The 13,882-nt window shown below is 37.1% G+C and carries 10 protein-coding genes; 4 read left to right on the forward strand and 6 right to left on the reverse strand.

Going from position 1 to position 13,882, the window contains the following annotated elements; all coding sequences use genetic code 11:
• Positions 1–20: 20 nt before the first annotated feature.
• Positions 21–389: a DUF7009 family protein gene (locus FB2170_RS05285; RefSeq protein WP_013305490.1), complete on the reverse strand. Its 369-nt coding sequence runs from the start codon at positions 387–389 to the stop codon at positions 21–23.
• A 180-nt stretch (positions 390–569) separates the two neighbouring features.
• Here FB2170_RS05285 and FB2170_RS05290 point away from each other — a divergent pair, with 180 nt between their 5' ends.
• On the forward strand, positions 570–3,950 hold the full coding sequence (locus FB2170_RS05290; protein WP_013305491.1) for a glycoside hydrolase family 2 TIM barrel-domain containing protein: 3,381 nt from the start codon (positions 570–572) through the stop codon (positions 3,948–3,950).
• A 23-nt stretch (positions 3,951–3,973) separates the two neighbouring features.
• On the opposite strand, the gene ppk2 is transcribed toward FB2170_RS05290, so the two are convergent.
• A complete protein-coding gene (gene ppk2 / locus FB2170_RS05295; RefSeq protein ID WP_013305492.1) occupies positions 3,974–4,774 on the reverse strand; it encodes a polyphosphate kinase 2 in 801 nt (266 codons plus the stop codon).
• A 190-nt stretch (positions 4,775–4,964) separates the two neighbouring features.
• Between ppk2 and FB2170_RS05300 the strand changes: the two genes are divergently transcribed.
• The gene (locus FB2170_RS05300; protein WP_013305493.1) at positions 4,965–5,789 is read left to right on the forward strand and encodes a phytanoyl-CoA dioxygenase family protein; all 825 of its coding nucleotides are present in this window, start codon (positions 4,965–4,967) and stop codon (positions 5,787–5,789) included.
• On the opposite strand, the gene FB2170_RS05305 is transcribed toward FB2170_RS05300, so the two are convergent.
• Entirely contained in the window at positions 5,786–6,976 is a 1,191-nt protein-coding gene (locus FB2170_RS05305) for a Gfo/Idh/MocA family protein (protein WP_013305494.1), read from the reverse strand. The genes FB2170_RS05300 and FB2170_RS05305 overlap by 4 nt on opposite strands.
• A gap of 244 nt (positions 6,977–7,220) precedes the next feature.
• On the opposite strand from FB2170_RS05305, the gene FB2170_RS05310 reads away from it, so the two are divergent.
• Positions 7,221–7,925: a DUF1080 domain-containing protein gene (locus FB2170_RS05310; RefSeq protein ID WP_013305495.1), complete on the forward strand. Its 705-nt coding sequence runs from the start codon at positions 7,221–7,223 to the stop codon at positions 7,923–7,925.
• Between the two features lie 98 nt (positions 7,926–8,023).
• Here FB2170_RS05310 and FB2170_RS05315 read toward each other — a convergent pair whose 3' ends face one another.
• Entirely contained in the window at positions 8,024–8,926 is a 903-nt protein-coding gene (locus tag FB2170_RS05315; RefSeq protein ID WP_013305496.1) for a hypothetical protein, read from the reverse strand.
• Positions 8,927–9,078: 152 nt separating this feature from the next.
• On the opposite strand from FB2170_RS05315, the gene FB2170_RS05320 reads away from it, so the two are divergent.
• Positions 9,079–11,487: an outer membrane beta-barrel family protein gene (locus FB2170_RS05320; RefSeq protein WP_013305497.1), complete on the forward strand. Its 2,409-nt coding sequence runs from the start codon at positions 9,079–9,081 to the stop codon at positions 11,485–11,487.
• Between the two features lie 12 nt (positions 11,488–11,499).
• Here the strand turns inward: FB2170_RS05320 and FB2170_RS05325 are convergent, their stop codons facing one another.
• On the reverse strand, positions 11,500–12,699 hold the full coding sequence (locus FB2170_RS05325; protein WP_013305498.1) for a DUF418 domain-containing protein: 1,200 nt from the start codon (positions 12,697–12,699) through the stop codon (positions 11,500–11,502).
• Between the two features lie 101 nt (positions 12,700–12,800).
• Complete coding sequence (locus FB2170_RS05330) at positions 12,801–13,733, reverse strand: PD40 domain-containing protein (protein ID WP_013305499.1); 933 nt, start codon at positions 13,731–13,733, stop codon at positions 12,801–12,803.
• Positions 13,734–13,882 lie beyond the last annotated feature (149 nt).

Below are 13,882 nucleotides of genomic sequence, written 5' to 3' on the forward strand. Positions count from 1 at the left end.
AAGATTATACTTAGAAATATCTAGCACTGACCAGCCTTAGGGTTGGGATATTTATCGTTTTGGTCTTCATGGGTATTATCCAAACAAGCGAAGTCCTTCTCCAGCAAAAGAAAAAACGAATCTCCATCCGAAAGTGCTTCAGTATGATCAATACCTACAACATCATTGTTATTCCAGTCCTTGGCAAAAGTTTTAGGAACATTAAGAGTTATGGCATTATTATTAAAATCGACCTGCAAATGTTCAATCGCCTTTTGTTTTACACCGTATACCAAGGTAGTAGAATTAAACTTGGTGATTTTTTCTATTTGACCTTCTTCACAGAATTTTTTCACCTCAGTGGGTGTTAATCTAAATCGTACTGAATTTTCTTTGATTCGTATTTTCATATATTTAATTAAATTGATTTAAATCTTCTCGAAGATAGTTATTCCAAGATAAAACAGAATTCAATAAAATCACAAAATCCATTTAATATATCCTAATTAAAAAGGTTGAAAGCATCATAAAAACCATTAAATTTATTGGAGCTCACGAGCTTCAATGAAAATCACCAAAACAGAACCTAAATGAAAAAGCAATTCCTTGGACTATTATTGACTATATTATCTCTATCAGGTTCAATTTTTGGTCAGGATATTAAACCAGACTGGGAAAATCCTGAAATTTTCGGAATAAACAAATTAGAACCTCACGCTTTTTTTATTCCTTTTCAAAGTCAGGAAAGTGCTCTTTCTTTTGATGCTACAAGGTCAGACAGATATCAACTTTTAAATGGCTATTGGGATTTTAGTTTTATAGATAATCCAGATGATACACCTAATGAATTTTATTCATCGGAATATGATATTAGCTCCTGGGATTCAATCCCCGTACCCTCCAACTGGCAACTTCACGGTCACGGAATGCCTATTTATGCTAATATTTCCATGCCTTTTAAGAGCAATCCTCCCACTGTGCCACATGAGGGTAATGAAACAGGACTCTATAGACACAAATTCAATTTAGATTCCTCTTGGTCAAAAGACAAAACCATTCTGGCCTTTGACGGTGTACAATCAGCTTTTTATCTCTGGGTGAACGGGATGAAAGTAGGTTATAGTGAGGGGAGTATGACAACAGCAGAATTTGATGTTACCTCATTTATAAAAGAAGGTGAAAACCTTTTGGCCATACAGGTTATACGCTGGTCTGATGGTAGTTATATGGAAAATCAGGATTTTTGGCGATTGAGCGGCATTTATAGAGATGTATATTTATATAGAAAGCCCAAGACCAATGTAAAAGATTTTCAAGTGGTAACTGACTTGGATGCAGACTATAAAAATGCAACGCTCTCCATTCATCTTCAATTAGATAGTCCCGCTAAAATTTTCAAAGGAACAATCGGGTTAATTCTGTTGGATCAAGCTGGTCAAGAAATAATCAAGGAAAAATCAGCATACCAACAAGCTGAAGTTCAATTGAATTTCCCAGTATCAAACCCAAAGAAATGGACAGCTGAAACTCCCAATCTATACACCATGGTCCTTAATCTGAAAGCTGAGGATGGATCTTTGGAATCCATTGCTAAAAAGATTGGATTTAGAGAAGTGGAAATCAAAAACGGGCAAGTACTGATAAATGGAGTAGCCCCGCTTTTCAAAGGTGTCAATAGGCATGAATTTGATCCACACAAAGGACGTGCTTTGGATGAGAACTCTATGATACAGGACATTAAATTAATGAAACAGTATAATTTCAATGCTGTTCGTACCTCCCATTATCCAAACCAAACCCGTTGGTATGAACTCTGTGATGAATACGGACTTTATGTAATGGATGAAGCGAATCTAGAAAGTCATGATCTTTGGATGAACTACAACCTAAGTCCTGTTAAATTCCCTGAATGGAAAAATGCAATTGTTGCACGAGGAATCGCTATGGCTGAACGTGACAAAAACTTTACTTCTGTAGTGATGTGGTCCTTAGGTAATGAGGCTGGTTATGGCCCAAACCTAGATGCTATGGGCAGGGCTATACGTGCTCTTGACCTAAGTAATAGGCCTATACACTATGAAAGTAAGGATATTGGTATTGGACTTAATGAATTTCAAGAAGCCAATGTGATAGGCAAAATCAAAGGAGGTATGCAATTCTATGAGAAAATGAGTGCTCCGGCAAACCAAGAAATTGGATCTACAATGTATCCTATGCCTGACAAGGCCCAAGAAAATGCGCTTGCCGATACTCTTAGACCTTATATAATTTGCGAATACGCCCATGCCCAAGGAAATAGCACTGGTCATTTTAAACAATTCTGGGACATCTTTGAAAAAAACCCAACCATGCAGGGAGGTTTTATTTGGGATTGGGTGGATCAGGGGTTGGTAAAAAAAGACGAAAACGAAAATGAATACTATGCTTATGGCGGTGATTTCGGGGACGAGATAGGAGATTCCAATTTTTGTATAAACGGACTGATTTTTCCCAACCGCGAGCCTCATCCAGCACTTGAAGAAGTAAAAAAGGTTCAACAGTTTGTAAAATTCGATCCTGTGGATTTAGAGGCTGGAACCTTTAAACTCACCAACAAATATTACCATACAAATCTGGATTTTACTGAACTTAAATGGGAATTGACGGCTTCCGGTAAAAGTTTAAATACCGGAAACATCGCTGTTTCAAATTTAAAGCCCGAAGAATCACAGCAAGTACAGATCCCTATTGACTACAAATCCTTCCAAAAAAACAAGGACTACCATTTAACGTTCAAGCTTGTCCTAAAAGATGATCTTAATTGGGCGAATAAAGGTCATGAAGTTGCTTGGGAGCAATTCACGTTGGCAGAAGGCAAAAAAGAAAAGGCTTTTAAAGCTGTTGGCAACCCAATTCAACAAACGGCATCAAATAACGGTATAGCTTTTGAAAATGATGCCTTTAGTCTCACGTTCAATACTGAAAATGGACAGTTAGAAAACTATCAAAAATCAGGAAAACAGATTTTTGCCCAAGGCCCTAAACCCAACTTATGGAGAGCTCCTACCGATAATGACAGGGGTAATCCAAATATCCCCTTTTCGGTTTCCAATGGTACCCAATGGATCAATATGGGATTGGATCAAATGCAAACCCATGTTGGCAAATACATAATTGAAGATATTTCTGATAATGAGGTTGATATTATGGTAAAAGGAAAATTAAAAAGCTCCGCGACAACATTCGCATATGAAACGACCTATACCTTATTTGGAAATGGTTTTATCAAAATAAATCACAGGTTGATACCACCGAAAGTTTTCGGAGGTATGGCCAAAATGGCATTTATAGGTGGTCTAATTGGCATTTTAATCATGCTTCTTATATTGATTTTGATTCGCAAAAAAGTGAAACGAAAGTTCGTTAAGTTTCTATTAATGGTAATTCCATTCCTAGTCCTTTTAATCTCTCTGGCAGCCTTTGGTTATGGCATAAAGGACTATTTTACTATGAAGCCCTTGGCAAAAGTGGGAATGCAACTGCTCCTACCTAAAGAAGCCCAAAATATAGATTGGTACGGTAGAGGTCCCTTTGAGAATTATCCTGATCGTAAAACAGGTTCCAAAATAGGGCTATATTCGTCCACTGTAAATGCCCAATATGTGCCTTATATACGCCCGCAGGAAAACGGGAATAAGAGTGATGTAGATTGGGTACAAATGAGTAATGATTCTGGTGTTGGGTTATTGATTGAGGGTGACAATCTAAATATTTCAACCCACAATTATAGTTTGGAAAATCTGACTGAATCTGCCCACACATCAGACATTAGAGATTCGGACCTGGTAACCCTAAACGTGGATTATAAAACCTCAGCACTTGGAGGCTCTTCCTTTATGTACAATTTTCTGGAAGAGTTCTTATTAAAAGAAAAAGAATACAACTATTCCTTTTGGATTAAACCTATGAATAATAGTTCTCTGAAACAATAAACATATTAAAAAAGAGCTGTTTTTCAATACTTCTCAGGCACAAAAGTTTGGTATTGCATTGGAGGACGAACATACCCTTCATGTTGCGGCAAGGGAGGCAAAGTTATGTTCTCATATTTCATTTCTTGATATGGAATTTGACTAAGAATATGACTGATGCAATTAAGTCTGGCCTTTTTCTTATTATCAGCATTTACAACATACCACGGTACTTGTTTGGTATCTGTATGCGCGAACATGTCATCTTTCGCTTTGGAATACTCCAACCAACGAGAGCGCGATTGCAAATCCATGGGGCTGAATTTCCAGCGTTTCAAAGGGTTTTTAATTCGGCTTTTAAAGCGTTTCTCCTGTTCCTCGTCGCTCACTGAAAACCAATACTTTAAGAGCATTATGTCCGAACGCACAAGCATACGTTCAAAATCAGGGCAAGAACGTAAAAATTCGTCGTACTCATCATCAGTACAGAAACCCATTACTTTTTCAACACCCGCTCTATTATACCAGCTCCTGTCAAAGATTACAATCTCCCCAGCCGCGGGCAAGTGTGACACATAACGTTGAAAATACCATTGTGATTTTTCCTTCTCGGTAGGCACCCCTAAAGCAACTACCCTACACACCCTAGGGTTTAATGGCTCAGTAAATCTTTTGATGGTCCCACCTTTACCAGAGGCATCTCTACCCTCAAAAATAATGACAACTTTCAGGCCTTGGGTTCTTACCCATTCCTGAAGGTGTACCAGTTCTTTATGTAAACAGGCCAATGCCTCTTCATAATTTACTTCAGCTCCTGTACATGATTTGTTTTTAGATTCTCCCATAAAACGAATTTAATAAAAAAGGGTTTTATGATATTGTTCTTCCGAATCAAAACAGTCGAAGAGCACATATTTATTGTGCTTCTAAATAAGCTTAAAAACAAAACCAGTAACAATTAAACCCAACATAAATTCATTACTTTTAGGAATGCGGATTCGCATCTTTCTACAGATTTAATAAAATAATATTGCCATGTTGACCACAGCTGAGATTCAAGCATATAAAAAGGACGGTTTCCTTATTCTTAAAAATCTATTTGACCAAGAGGAAATAAGTTTACTCAAAAAAGCAGCACAAGAAGACAATGAATTGGACCGGCGTTCTTACGGACGAGACGATGGAGAGGGAGGAACAGTACGCTTATCCATTTGGAACCATCCCGGCAATAATATTTATGGCCTATTCGCACGTAGCGAACGTCTAGTAAATGTTGCCGAAACTCTATTGCAAGGGGAAGTTTATCATTACCATTCCAAAATGATTCTTAAAGACGCTAAGGTAGGAGGGGCCTGGACTTGGCACCAAGACTATGGATATTGGTATAATTTTGGGGTCTTACAACCTTTGTTGACTAGTGTCACCATTGCCGTTGACAAAGCTACTAAAGAAAATGGTTGTCTGCAGGTACTAAAGGGGTCACAATCTTTAGGAAGGGTAAATCATTCCTTAACTGGAGATCAGGCTGGTGCCGATATGGAGCGTGTTATAGCAGCCAAAAAAATATTTCCTCTGGTCTATTGCGAAATGGAACCTGGAGATGCCATGTTCTTTGATTGTAATATACTTCATCGCTCGGACCAAAACCATTCCGATCATTCTAGATGGTCATTGATTAGTTGCTATAACGCGGCGCGTAATGATCCCTATAAAAAAGGACAGCATGCAAGTTATTCCCCTTTGGAAAAAGTAGATAATGAGGCTATCAGGAATTCCCCCATTTTGGGCTTTGGCGAACATAACTCTTCTGATTGGGTAGGCCCGAACAAAGATCAAACAATAGAAAAACTCAAGTCTTAAGTTCTAGTTTTTTGAACCAATACTCCTGTAATCTTATGTTTCAGGATGACTTTAGTATCCCCAGTGGGTAATTTCTCTTCTTTAATCAAATAATGATCTTTATCGTAGGAAGCCCATTCTTTCTTAGCACTTACTGGCTCATCACCTCTCCAATCTTCCAGAATTACAGCCTCCCATAATTTGGTATGGGCAGATTTATAGGCAGCATCAAGAATAGCATTCACAACATATCCATCATAAAAAGTTTCCTGCGGTTCTCGCTTTTCTTCAATTGCAGCGAACATATCAGTAAACATATTGGAATAACCCAGTTCATGAGCCTCATCCCCTACTGGAAACAACCAACCATTATTCACTTCAGCCTTTTCAGCAACATAACCATCGCCTTTGCCAGTAGTGAACATTTCGAAACCAGTTCTTAAAAAACTATTAATCCAAATGGTACCCTCAGTACCCATGACTTCATCTCTAAGATCCATACCTCCTCTAAAGGCCCAACTCACTTCAAATTGTCCAATTGCGCCATTCGCATATCTGACCAATCCAATAGCATGATCTTCTGCCTCGATAGGATGTACCTGCGTATCTGCCCAGCACATCACTTCTAGGGGTTTTACATTTTTACCTATAAAATTTCTACTAATCTCAACACAATGACAGCCCAAATCAATGATGGCTCCACCTCCTGATTTTTCCTTATCCCAGAACCAATCACTGTGGGGCCCAGGATGTGTTTCACGTGATTTAGCCCATAGTATTCTACCTAAGTCACCATTTTTAATACTCTCTAGAGATTTCAAAAATTTAGGAGTGTAGCATAGGTCTTCCAAATACCCCCCAAAGATTCCAGCATCTTCCACCATATCGAGCATTCGTTTTGCTTCTTCAGCTGTTCTGCCCAGTGGCTTGGTACAAATAACATGCTTTCTTGCCTTCACACATTCAATTACTGCTGCTTCATGTAGATGATTGGGTAAAGAAATGAGTACCACGTCTACATCTGGCAGATTAATCGCCTCCTCCATAGAGTTGGTGTGATGCGACAGGCCGTATTCATCAGCAAATTGCTCGGCATTAAGCATATTTCTCGAATACACAGTAACTACGCGATCCATTCTTCGCTGAGAATGCAATGATTCAGCATAAAAACGAGCAATGAAACCCGATCCCAACATGGCTATTTTCATAATTTTCTTTATTTGGTTTATTTGACAGTGAACTTGTTTGCCTAGGACAATCTCAAGTCGTCACTCTCAAATTTAAAACATTTGACTTGGAATTGTTAGCTAAAATCAGAACCTTTATTGTAAACCATACTCAAAAAACATGAGAATTTATAAGACGATATCGACAATAAACAGCCTTCTCATCCTATTTTTTATCATACTAATTTCTGGCCTACAGGCTTGCAGAGAGAAAAAAGAAAAAACAATGGAAGGAATAAAGGTGGTTTCAGAAACCACCGATGGTTTCCGAGCCATTTTTAATGGCACTTCATTATCGGATTGGGAAGGCAATCGCACCTACTGGCGAGTCGAAAATGGCACTATCATTGGTGAAATCACCCCGGAAACCTTATTGAAGGCCAATACATTTTTGATTTACAAAAACAAACTGAATGATTTTGAGTTGAAAACAGAGTTTCGAATTTCTGAAAGTGGGAACAGTGGAATAAATTATCGTAGTGAACAGGTGGACACGATACCCTTTGCACTTCGTGGATACCAAGCTGATATTGATGGGAAGCACCGATATACAGGACAAAATTATGAGGAACGTAAGCGCACAACCTTAGCTTATCGTGGAGAGAAAGCCTTAATAACCTCACAAAAAAATACCGATGCCGAAGAATCCTTACGAGCCAATGTGAAAAATAATGCTTGGCAAAATCGTGAAGTAACAGCATCTTTAGGGAATATTGATTCATTGCGAACAAAAATCAATTACGAATGGAACGAATGTCACCTTATTATCAAAAACAACCGACTTCAACATTATATCAATGGTGTTTTAATGAGTGACATAACCGATAATGACTTGATTAACCGAAAAAAATCTGGCTTGTTGGGTTTACAATTACATGTGGGGCCGCCTATGAAAGTAGAGTACCGTAATATTCTTTTGAAGAAGTTATAAAACCATGTCGTTTGTTCAATTATTTTTTTGAGAATGATTTTTTGACAAACCTCTTAAAACACGCATCGTTTTTTCACCTCATTTTTTGCTACAAATAATCATTGGAGTCCATGAACTTCATTTAGTTTATACACTTCGAATACTCTTGACCACTCTTTTGATTGGCCTGGCTTAATAAAAATATCAATAAACAACTCTGGACTAACAACATGCTTCCAACCCCAAAGATTCACTTTGTTGGTTTTAAAACTACCTTTTTCACTTACTCCAATCTTATGCTTATGATTCAATAGTTCCCATGATGCATCAACTTCTTCACTACCAGAAAGAAACTTAAAAAAGAATTGTTCGTTGGGTGTACCCTTAAAACTGAAATCATTAGAACCAAGACTAACCTGCCTTTCTTTATTGACCATTTCGTCAAAAAGTGCAGGTTTTAATTGAAAAGGAAATTTCAATTTATAATCACTCCCAATGGGTTCATTGTTAATGGCCATAAAATTGTGGACATATTCATTGGTGTGAATATCCTTTTCACCCCTATTTTCTAAATGATATTTTATTTTAAAACCGCTTTCATTAAGTATAATATTTTTCTTTAGCACATACGCATAGCCATTTACATTTTCTGATATGCAGCTGATCTTGATTGTATTTCGTGTTGATATTACTTCAAATGCAGCGGGTTTGATTGTATGCTTTTTATGGAAAAAATATCCCTCTTCTTCTTTTTGTAATAAACCAATACCAATCTTGTGAAACCAACCTCCTATTTCAATATCGTTATAACCCAACGCCGAATCAATACCGAATTCATTGTAGAAGCCTTTGCCAAAAACTGTATCATTAACCCTGTCGAGTCTTTCAGAAATCGATAAGGGAATACTATGGAACTTCACCTGAGTGATTTTTCCTGTCCAATCGAATCTTGAAAAACTATAACCTTCTCCAGGAAGATCTATATGAATTTCTAAGTTCTTGTTTTTAAGTTTGTAAGGCATTGTTGCAAATATAGGGCCGAAAAACTACACCCAGTTAAGGCACAAAATCTAAATAAAGGTCTTTGGCATGTTTGCAGAATCAATAAAGTTTATCCTGTTTGTTAAGAAAACGGTGTTTTTTTGTTAGATTAGAGCTCTAACCCAAATTTTCAGTGAAATACGTCTATCTTCTTTTGGTAGTTTCGTTTGCCAATGTAATACCGTTGAGCGCGCAAGGTTTTACGGTGTCTGGGACCGTTAAGGATGGTGATAACCAGCCTATTCCCTTTGCTACTATTTCGTTGTTTCAAGTCGCAGACTCAACATTGATAAAAGGTGTTTCAGCAGATGAAAATGGTCTTTTCACAATGCTAAATCTTGAACCCAAGGTTTATCTAATCAATGCAAGTTATATAAGGAAATTCTCCAAGTTTGTCGCAATTGATGTTTCTAAGGATATAGTCATGGGTACTATCATCATTGGCCACAACGTTGAAAGTTTGGATGAGGTAATAGTAGCTTCCATTAAGCCTTTGATTGAACGCAAAGCTGATCGTTTGGTGTTCAATGTTGAGAATACAGTGGTTACACAGGGCAGTTCATGGGATGTGCTCAAACGGACCCCAGGGGTAATTGCTACAGGAGAAGAACTTCAAGTACGAAACCAATCTGCTACAGTTTATATAAACGACAGAAAGGTTCAATTGTCTTCACAAGAAATACATGATTTATTGGAAAATTATCCGGCAGACCATATAAAATTGGTCGAGGTAATAGGTAACCCGCCCGCTAGGTATGATGCTGAAGGAGGCCCAGTCCTCAATATAGTAACAACCAAAAATATTTCGCTGGGCTACAAAGGCAACATCAACAGTACTTATACCCAGTCTGTTTTTCCTAAATATACTATAGGTTCATCTCACTTTTACAAAACCAAAAAATTGAATCTTTTTGCTTCTTATTCATATGGTCCACGTAAAGACTTTAAGAGTACAGCAAGTGAAACCAATTTTATTAACTCTACTGGTATTTTTTCGAAATGGAAAACAGATTTTAACAAAACAACCCGAGCAAAAACCCATACGGCACAGCTTAATATGGACTACATCATCGACCGTAGAAACGAAATTAGTTTGACAACAACCGCATTGGTTTCGCCAAATAAAAGTTTTAACAATGAGCAGTTTACTGAAATGCGAAATGCACAATACATTCTTGATTCTACATTTCTTACACAAAGTAATCTTATAGAGGATAAAAATAATTTTTCAGCAGATATTACCTATAAACATAATTTCAAAACAAAAGGAAACTTGCAATTAAATGGGCATTACACAAAATATGATTTTGAAAATACCCAAGATGCACGATCAAATTATTTCGATCGTAATTCCCAATTTTTAAGAACTTATGGGTTCTTTACAAATGCCAATCAGGATATAGATATCTATACGGCCCAATTGGATATTTCTACTGCTGGAACCGTTGATTTTGAAACAGGGCTAAAGGGATCGTTCATTAAATCAAATAGTGGCATTGACTATTTTGACGCTACAACCAATACACAGATATTTATCCCTAACCAGTCCGATAATTATTTATATGATGAAGAAGTATACGCAGGTTATTTTAGCTTGGCCAAGGAGTGGGAAAAATTCAGCCTAAAAACTGGTCTTCGGGCTGAACACACCAAAAGTTCTGGTTATTCCACTTCACTTTCAGAAATCAACGATTTAAATTATTTTGAACTCTTTCCGACCTTACACCTTTTATATTCTCCGCATAAAAACCACAGTCTATCATTCGACTATTCGCGAAAATTGACAAGACCTAGGTATGAGGACCTTAACCCTTTCAGGTTTTACATTAATGAGAATAACTTTTCTGAGGGAAACCCGAACCTACTTCCAAGTTTTAGCCATAACTTCAATTTAAATTATACTCTAAACAATGAAATGTCATTTGACCTGTATTATAGGGACAACGGGAATTACATTTCTACACTTGCCTTTCAAGATAACGAAAACCTTGTATTGCGCGATATTACCCAAAATGTTTTGGAAAGCACCTCCTATGGATTTGATTTCAATTATGGAAAAACAGTAACCGATTGGTGGTATTTATATAGTTATATTTCCATTTTTCATGAAGACGAAACCTTTGTTGCCCTAGAAAGTAATAACCAAGATGTGACCAATAAGGTTAATGGTGGTTATATAGATTTTACCAATTATCTAAATCTATCCAAAGACGGTACCTTCAAAGGAGAATTTGGGGTTACCTATTTATCAGGCTTTTTGGAAGGTTCATATAAGATGGAAGAAACCACAAACCTTACCGTGGGGTTAAGGAAAACTCTTTGGAAAAATAGAGCGCTATTGAGTTTACAATTAAATGACCTTCTAAACAAGGCCAATAGCCGTATAACCTCCAAATACCTGAACCAGGATAACAATTATTTTGCAAGACCAGAAACGCAATATGTACGGCTTGGTCTTACCCTGAATTTTGGCAATTTCAGACTAGAGGATAATCAACGTGATATTGATAAAATTGAACGAGAACGACTCAGTTCTGAATAAATACATCCCTATCTATTCCTTGTTCTTCCCTGAAAAATCAATCCATGTGAGTCTATGCCACAATTTTTCCAAAGGCCCTTGTCCGTATGTATTGATCCACCACTTACAGAAATAAAATAATCCTGCGAATAAGACAATGCCGATAGCCAGACTTTTGGTGTGCAACAACTTAGGACCAAGACCCATACCATAGCCAAAAAACACAAAACCACCGATTATTGATTGCAACACATAGGCAGTAAGGCTCATGCGTCCACAATAACGGAGCCCGCCTGCAATTTTTCTGAAAATATTGGTTTTATAAAGTAATATAAAGGAGGCCACCAATACCGCGGTAAGTGCTAAATTCCCATACATATCAACTACTTTTAGCAGGGTCTGTGCATGTATCTTGACATCGGTAAGCTCAGCAAAGTTTTTCTCCAACAGAAACAACGGAATAAAAACCGTGGCTCCTATAATTAAGGTTCGTTTCCAAAACTTATTGCTCTTTTCACTATCAACAAAAAGCTTCTTTTTACCCAACCAATAACCAATCACAAACAGGCCCGCTGTTTGCACCAACCTACCAACACCATAAGCCCACATGAGTGACACTTTATGCCCGTATAGGGTATTTGCCTTTACTTGGTTTATAAATGAATCCCCCAATTGGGCCTCTTTTAAAAGATTCCAATAGGGACCCTGCCCAGAGGGTTGCACCAGATAATCATTGTTGAACAAGTAATAAATATACCTGGCCCATTCTATGGGTTGCAACAAGAGTAACAAAGCGGCAACCAATAACCATGTATTGTTAAACTTTCGAACCAAAAACAGGACTACTCCCACTAATGCGTACATCATCAATACCTCTCCTGGAAAAAATAGGCCGTTGAACAAAGCAAAACATACCAATAGGAGCATCCGCCATAAAAAACGAGGTCCAAAATCTACTTCTTTCGCCTGTTGTTTTGCATACATGAGACTAAAGGTAAAACCGAACAATAGGGCAAAAATAGCGTATCCCTTGCCGCCAACAAGTAAGAACAGCGTATCCCAAATCCCTTTATCTATGGAATTTAACCAAGCTGGTTGGGTACTAGGGTCAGGAAAAACATAAAAATTGAAATGTTCAATACTGTGTATTAGCATTATGGCCATAATGGCAAAGCCACGAAGACTATCGACAACTTCAATCCTTGGTTTTTTAAGGTTGGTTTCAATACTCATTTTTGATTGGTTTTGGTTCTTCAAAAATAGGGTATAATACTTCACGTTAGGGTTGAAAAATGTTATAGTAATCTTAGGCTATCAATATTTCCATTGCGCAATCACGACTTGCGATATCTCATAACTATTTTATGTGACCCAGGAATTTTTTTATGGTAATAGATAATATTCTTATCAGTCGTTAAAGTTGGGGCTTCTATTAAGTCAGAAATGGTTTCTGAAAACAAAACCTTAGGAATAGAAAAGGTGTCTGTGGCATTACTTCTCACTGCAACACAAATCTCAAAAGTCGTGCTTGCAGTAATAGGGCCATTTAAATATCTAGTATAGTACAATTCTAAATTGTCACTACTAATACAGGGCGCATAATAAACAAAGTCGTCATCATTTATATTCTCTAATATTGTTGTTGAATTTGGAAGTGTATTAAATGTAGTGGCATCGACCTTTTTAGCAATCCCTAATTGGGTTTCACAAGGGCCTGTGCAATTTTGATCATCAAATCTTGCATTGTTAAAATATAGAAATTGCCCATCCAAACTTATTCCGTGATCCATAATCAACCAACCTGGAATATTCATATTAAAATCGCCTCGAACCCTTTGAATATTGGTAACATTTCCTGAATCAAATACTCCATTAAAAAGATTATCCAATTCCGCAGGATAATCTCTAGTTGATGTCCAATAAAAATTACTGCTTGAATCTATATCAGCTACCGCATCTAAATGAAATTCTGCTGTTTGGGTTGTCCCTGTCAATTCCGTAACCGAAGTAAAAGTTGAATCGTTTATCTTGGTTGCGTAAAACAATTTGGTATCAACCCCATCATTTATATTATTGAAAAACAAATAATTGCCATCTGGTGATATAAATGGTTCCATGGCATCATGTGTTAAACCATTAATACTTACATCTATTTCAGGACCAAACAAAGGATATGATATTTGCTCACCGATTTCATCATTATCTTTTGAGCAAGATGTTGTCGATATTGATATGAGTAACAGTATTAAAATAGTTTTCGTTCCCATTTTATCTAATTTGTTATTACTGAACTCTAAATAATCTCCTTTTATTGCTTTATTAGCTGTCTTTCGCTTTTTATTCGAACCATCTGTCCCGTATAGACAGTAATTGGTATAAGCCTATGATTTACGCCCTGTTGGTCGACCTTATTTAA

The sequence above is a fragment of the Maribacter sp. HTCC2170 genome, assembly GCF_000153165.2.
In the GTDB taxonomy this organism is placed as follows: Bacteria; Bacteroidota; Bacteroidia; order Flavobacteriales; family Flavobacteriaceae; genus Maribacter_A.

Excerpts from the sequence above, each read along its gene's own strand:
- FB2170_RS05285 (WP_013305490.1), bottom strand. The coding sequence starts at position 389 with ATGAAAATACGAATCAAAGAAAATTCAGTACGATTTAGATTAACACCC.
- FB2170_RS05290 (WP_013305491.1), top strand. The coding sequence starts at position 570 with ATGAAAAAGCAATTCCTTGGACTATTATTGACTATATTATCTCTATCA.
- ppk2 (WP_013305492.1), bottom strand. The coding sequence starts at position 4,774 with ATGGGAGAATCTAAAAACAAATCATGTACAGGAGCTGAAGTAAATTAT.
- FB2170_RS05300 (WP_013305493.1), top strand. The coding sequence starts at position 4,965 with ATGTTGACCACAGCTGAGATTCAAGCATATAAAAAGGACGGTTTCCTT.
- FB2170_RS05305 (WP_013305494.1), bottom strand. The coding sequence starts at position 6,976 with ATGAAAATAGCCATGTTGGGATCGGGTTTCATTGCTCGTTTTTATGCT.
- FB2170_RS05310 (WP_013305495.1), top strand. The coding sequence starts at position 7,221 with ATGGAAGGAATAAAGGTGGTTTCAGAAACCACCGATGGTTTCCGAGCC.
- FB2170_RS05315 (WP_013305496.1), bottom strand. The coding sequence starts at position 8,926 with ATGCCTTACAAACTTAAAAACAAGAACTTAGAAATTCATATAGATCTT.
- FB2170_RS05325 (WP_013305498.1), bottom strand. The coding sequence starts at position 12,699 with ATGAGTATTGAAACCAACCTTAAAAAACCAAGGATTGAAGTTGTCGAT.
- FB2170_RS05330 (WP_013305499.1), bottom strand. The coding sequence starts at position 13,733 with ATGGGAACGAAAACTATTTTAATACTGTTACTCATATCAATATCGACA.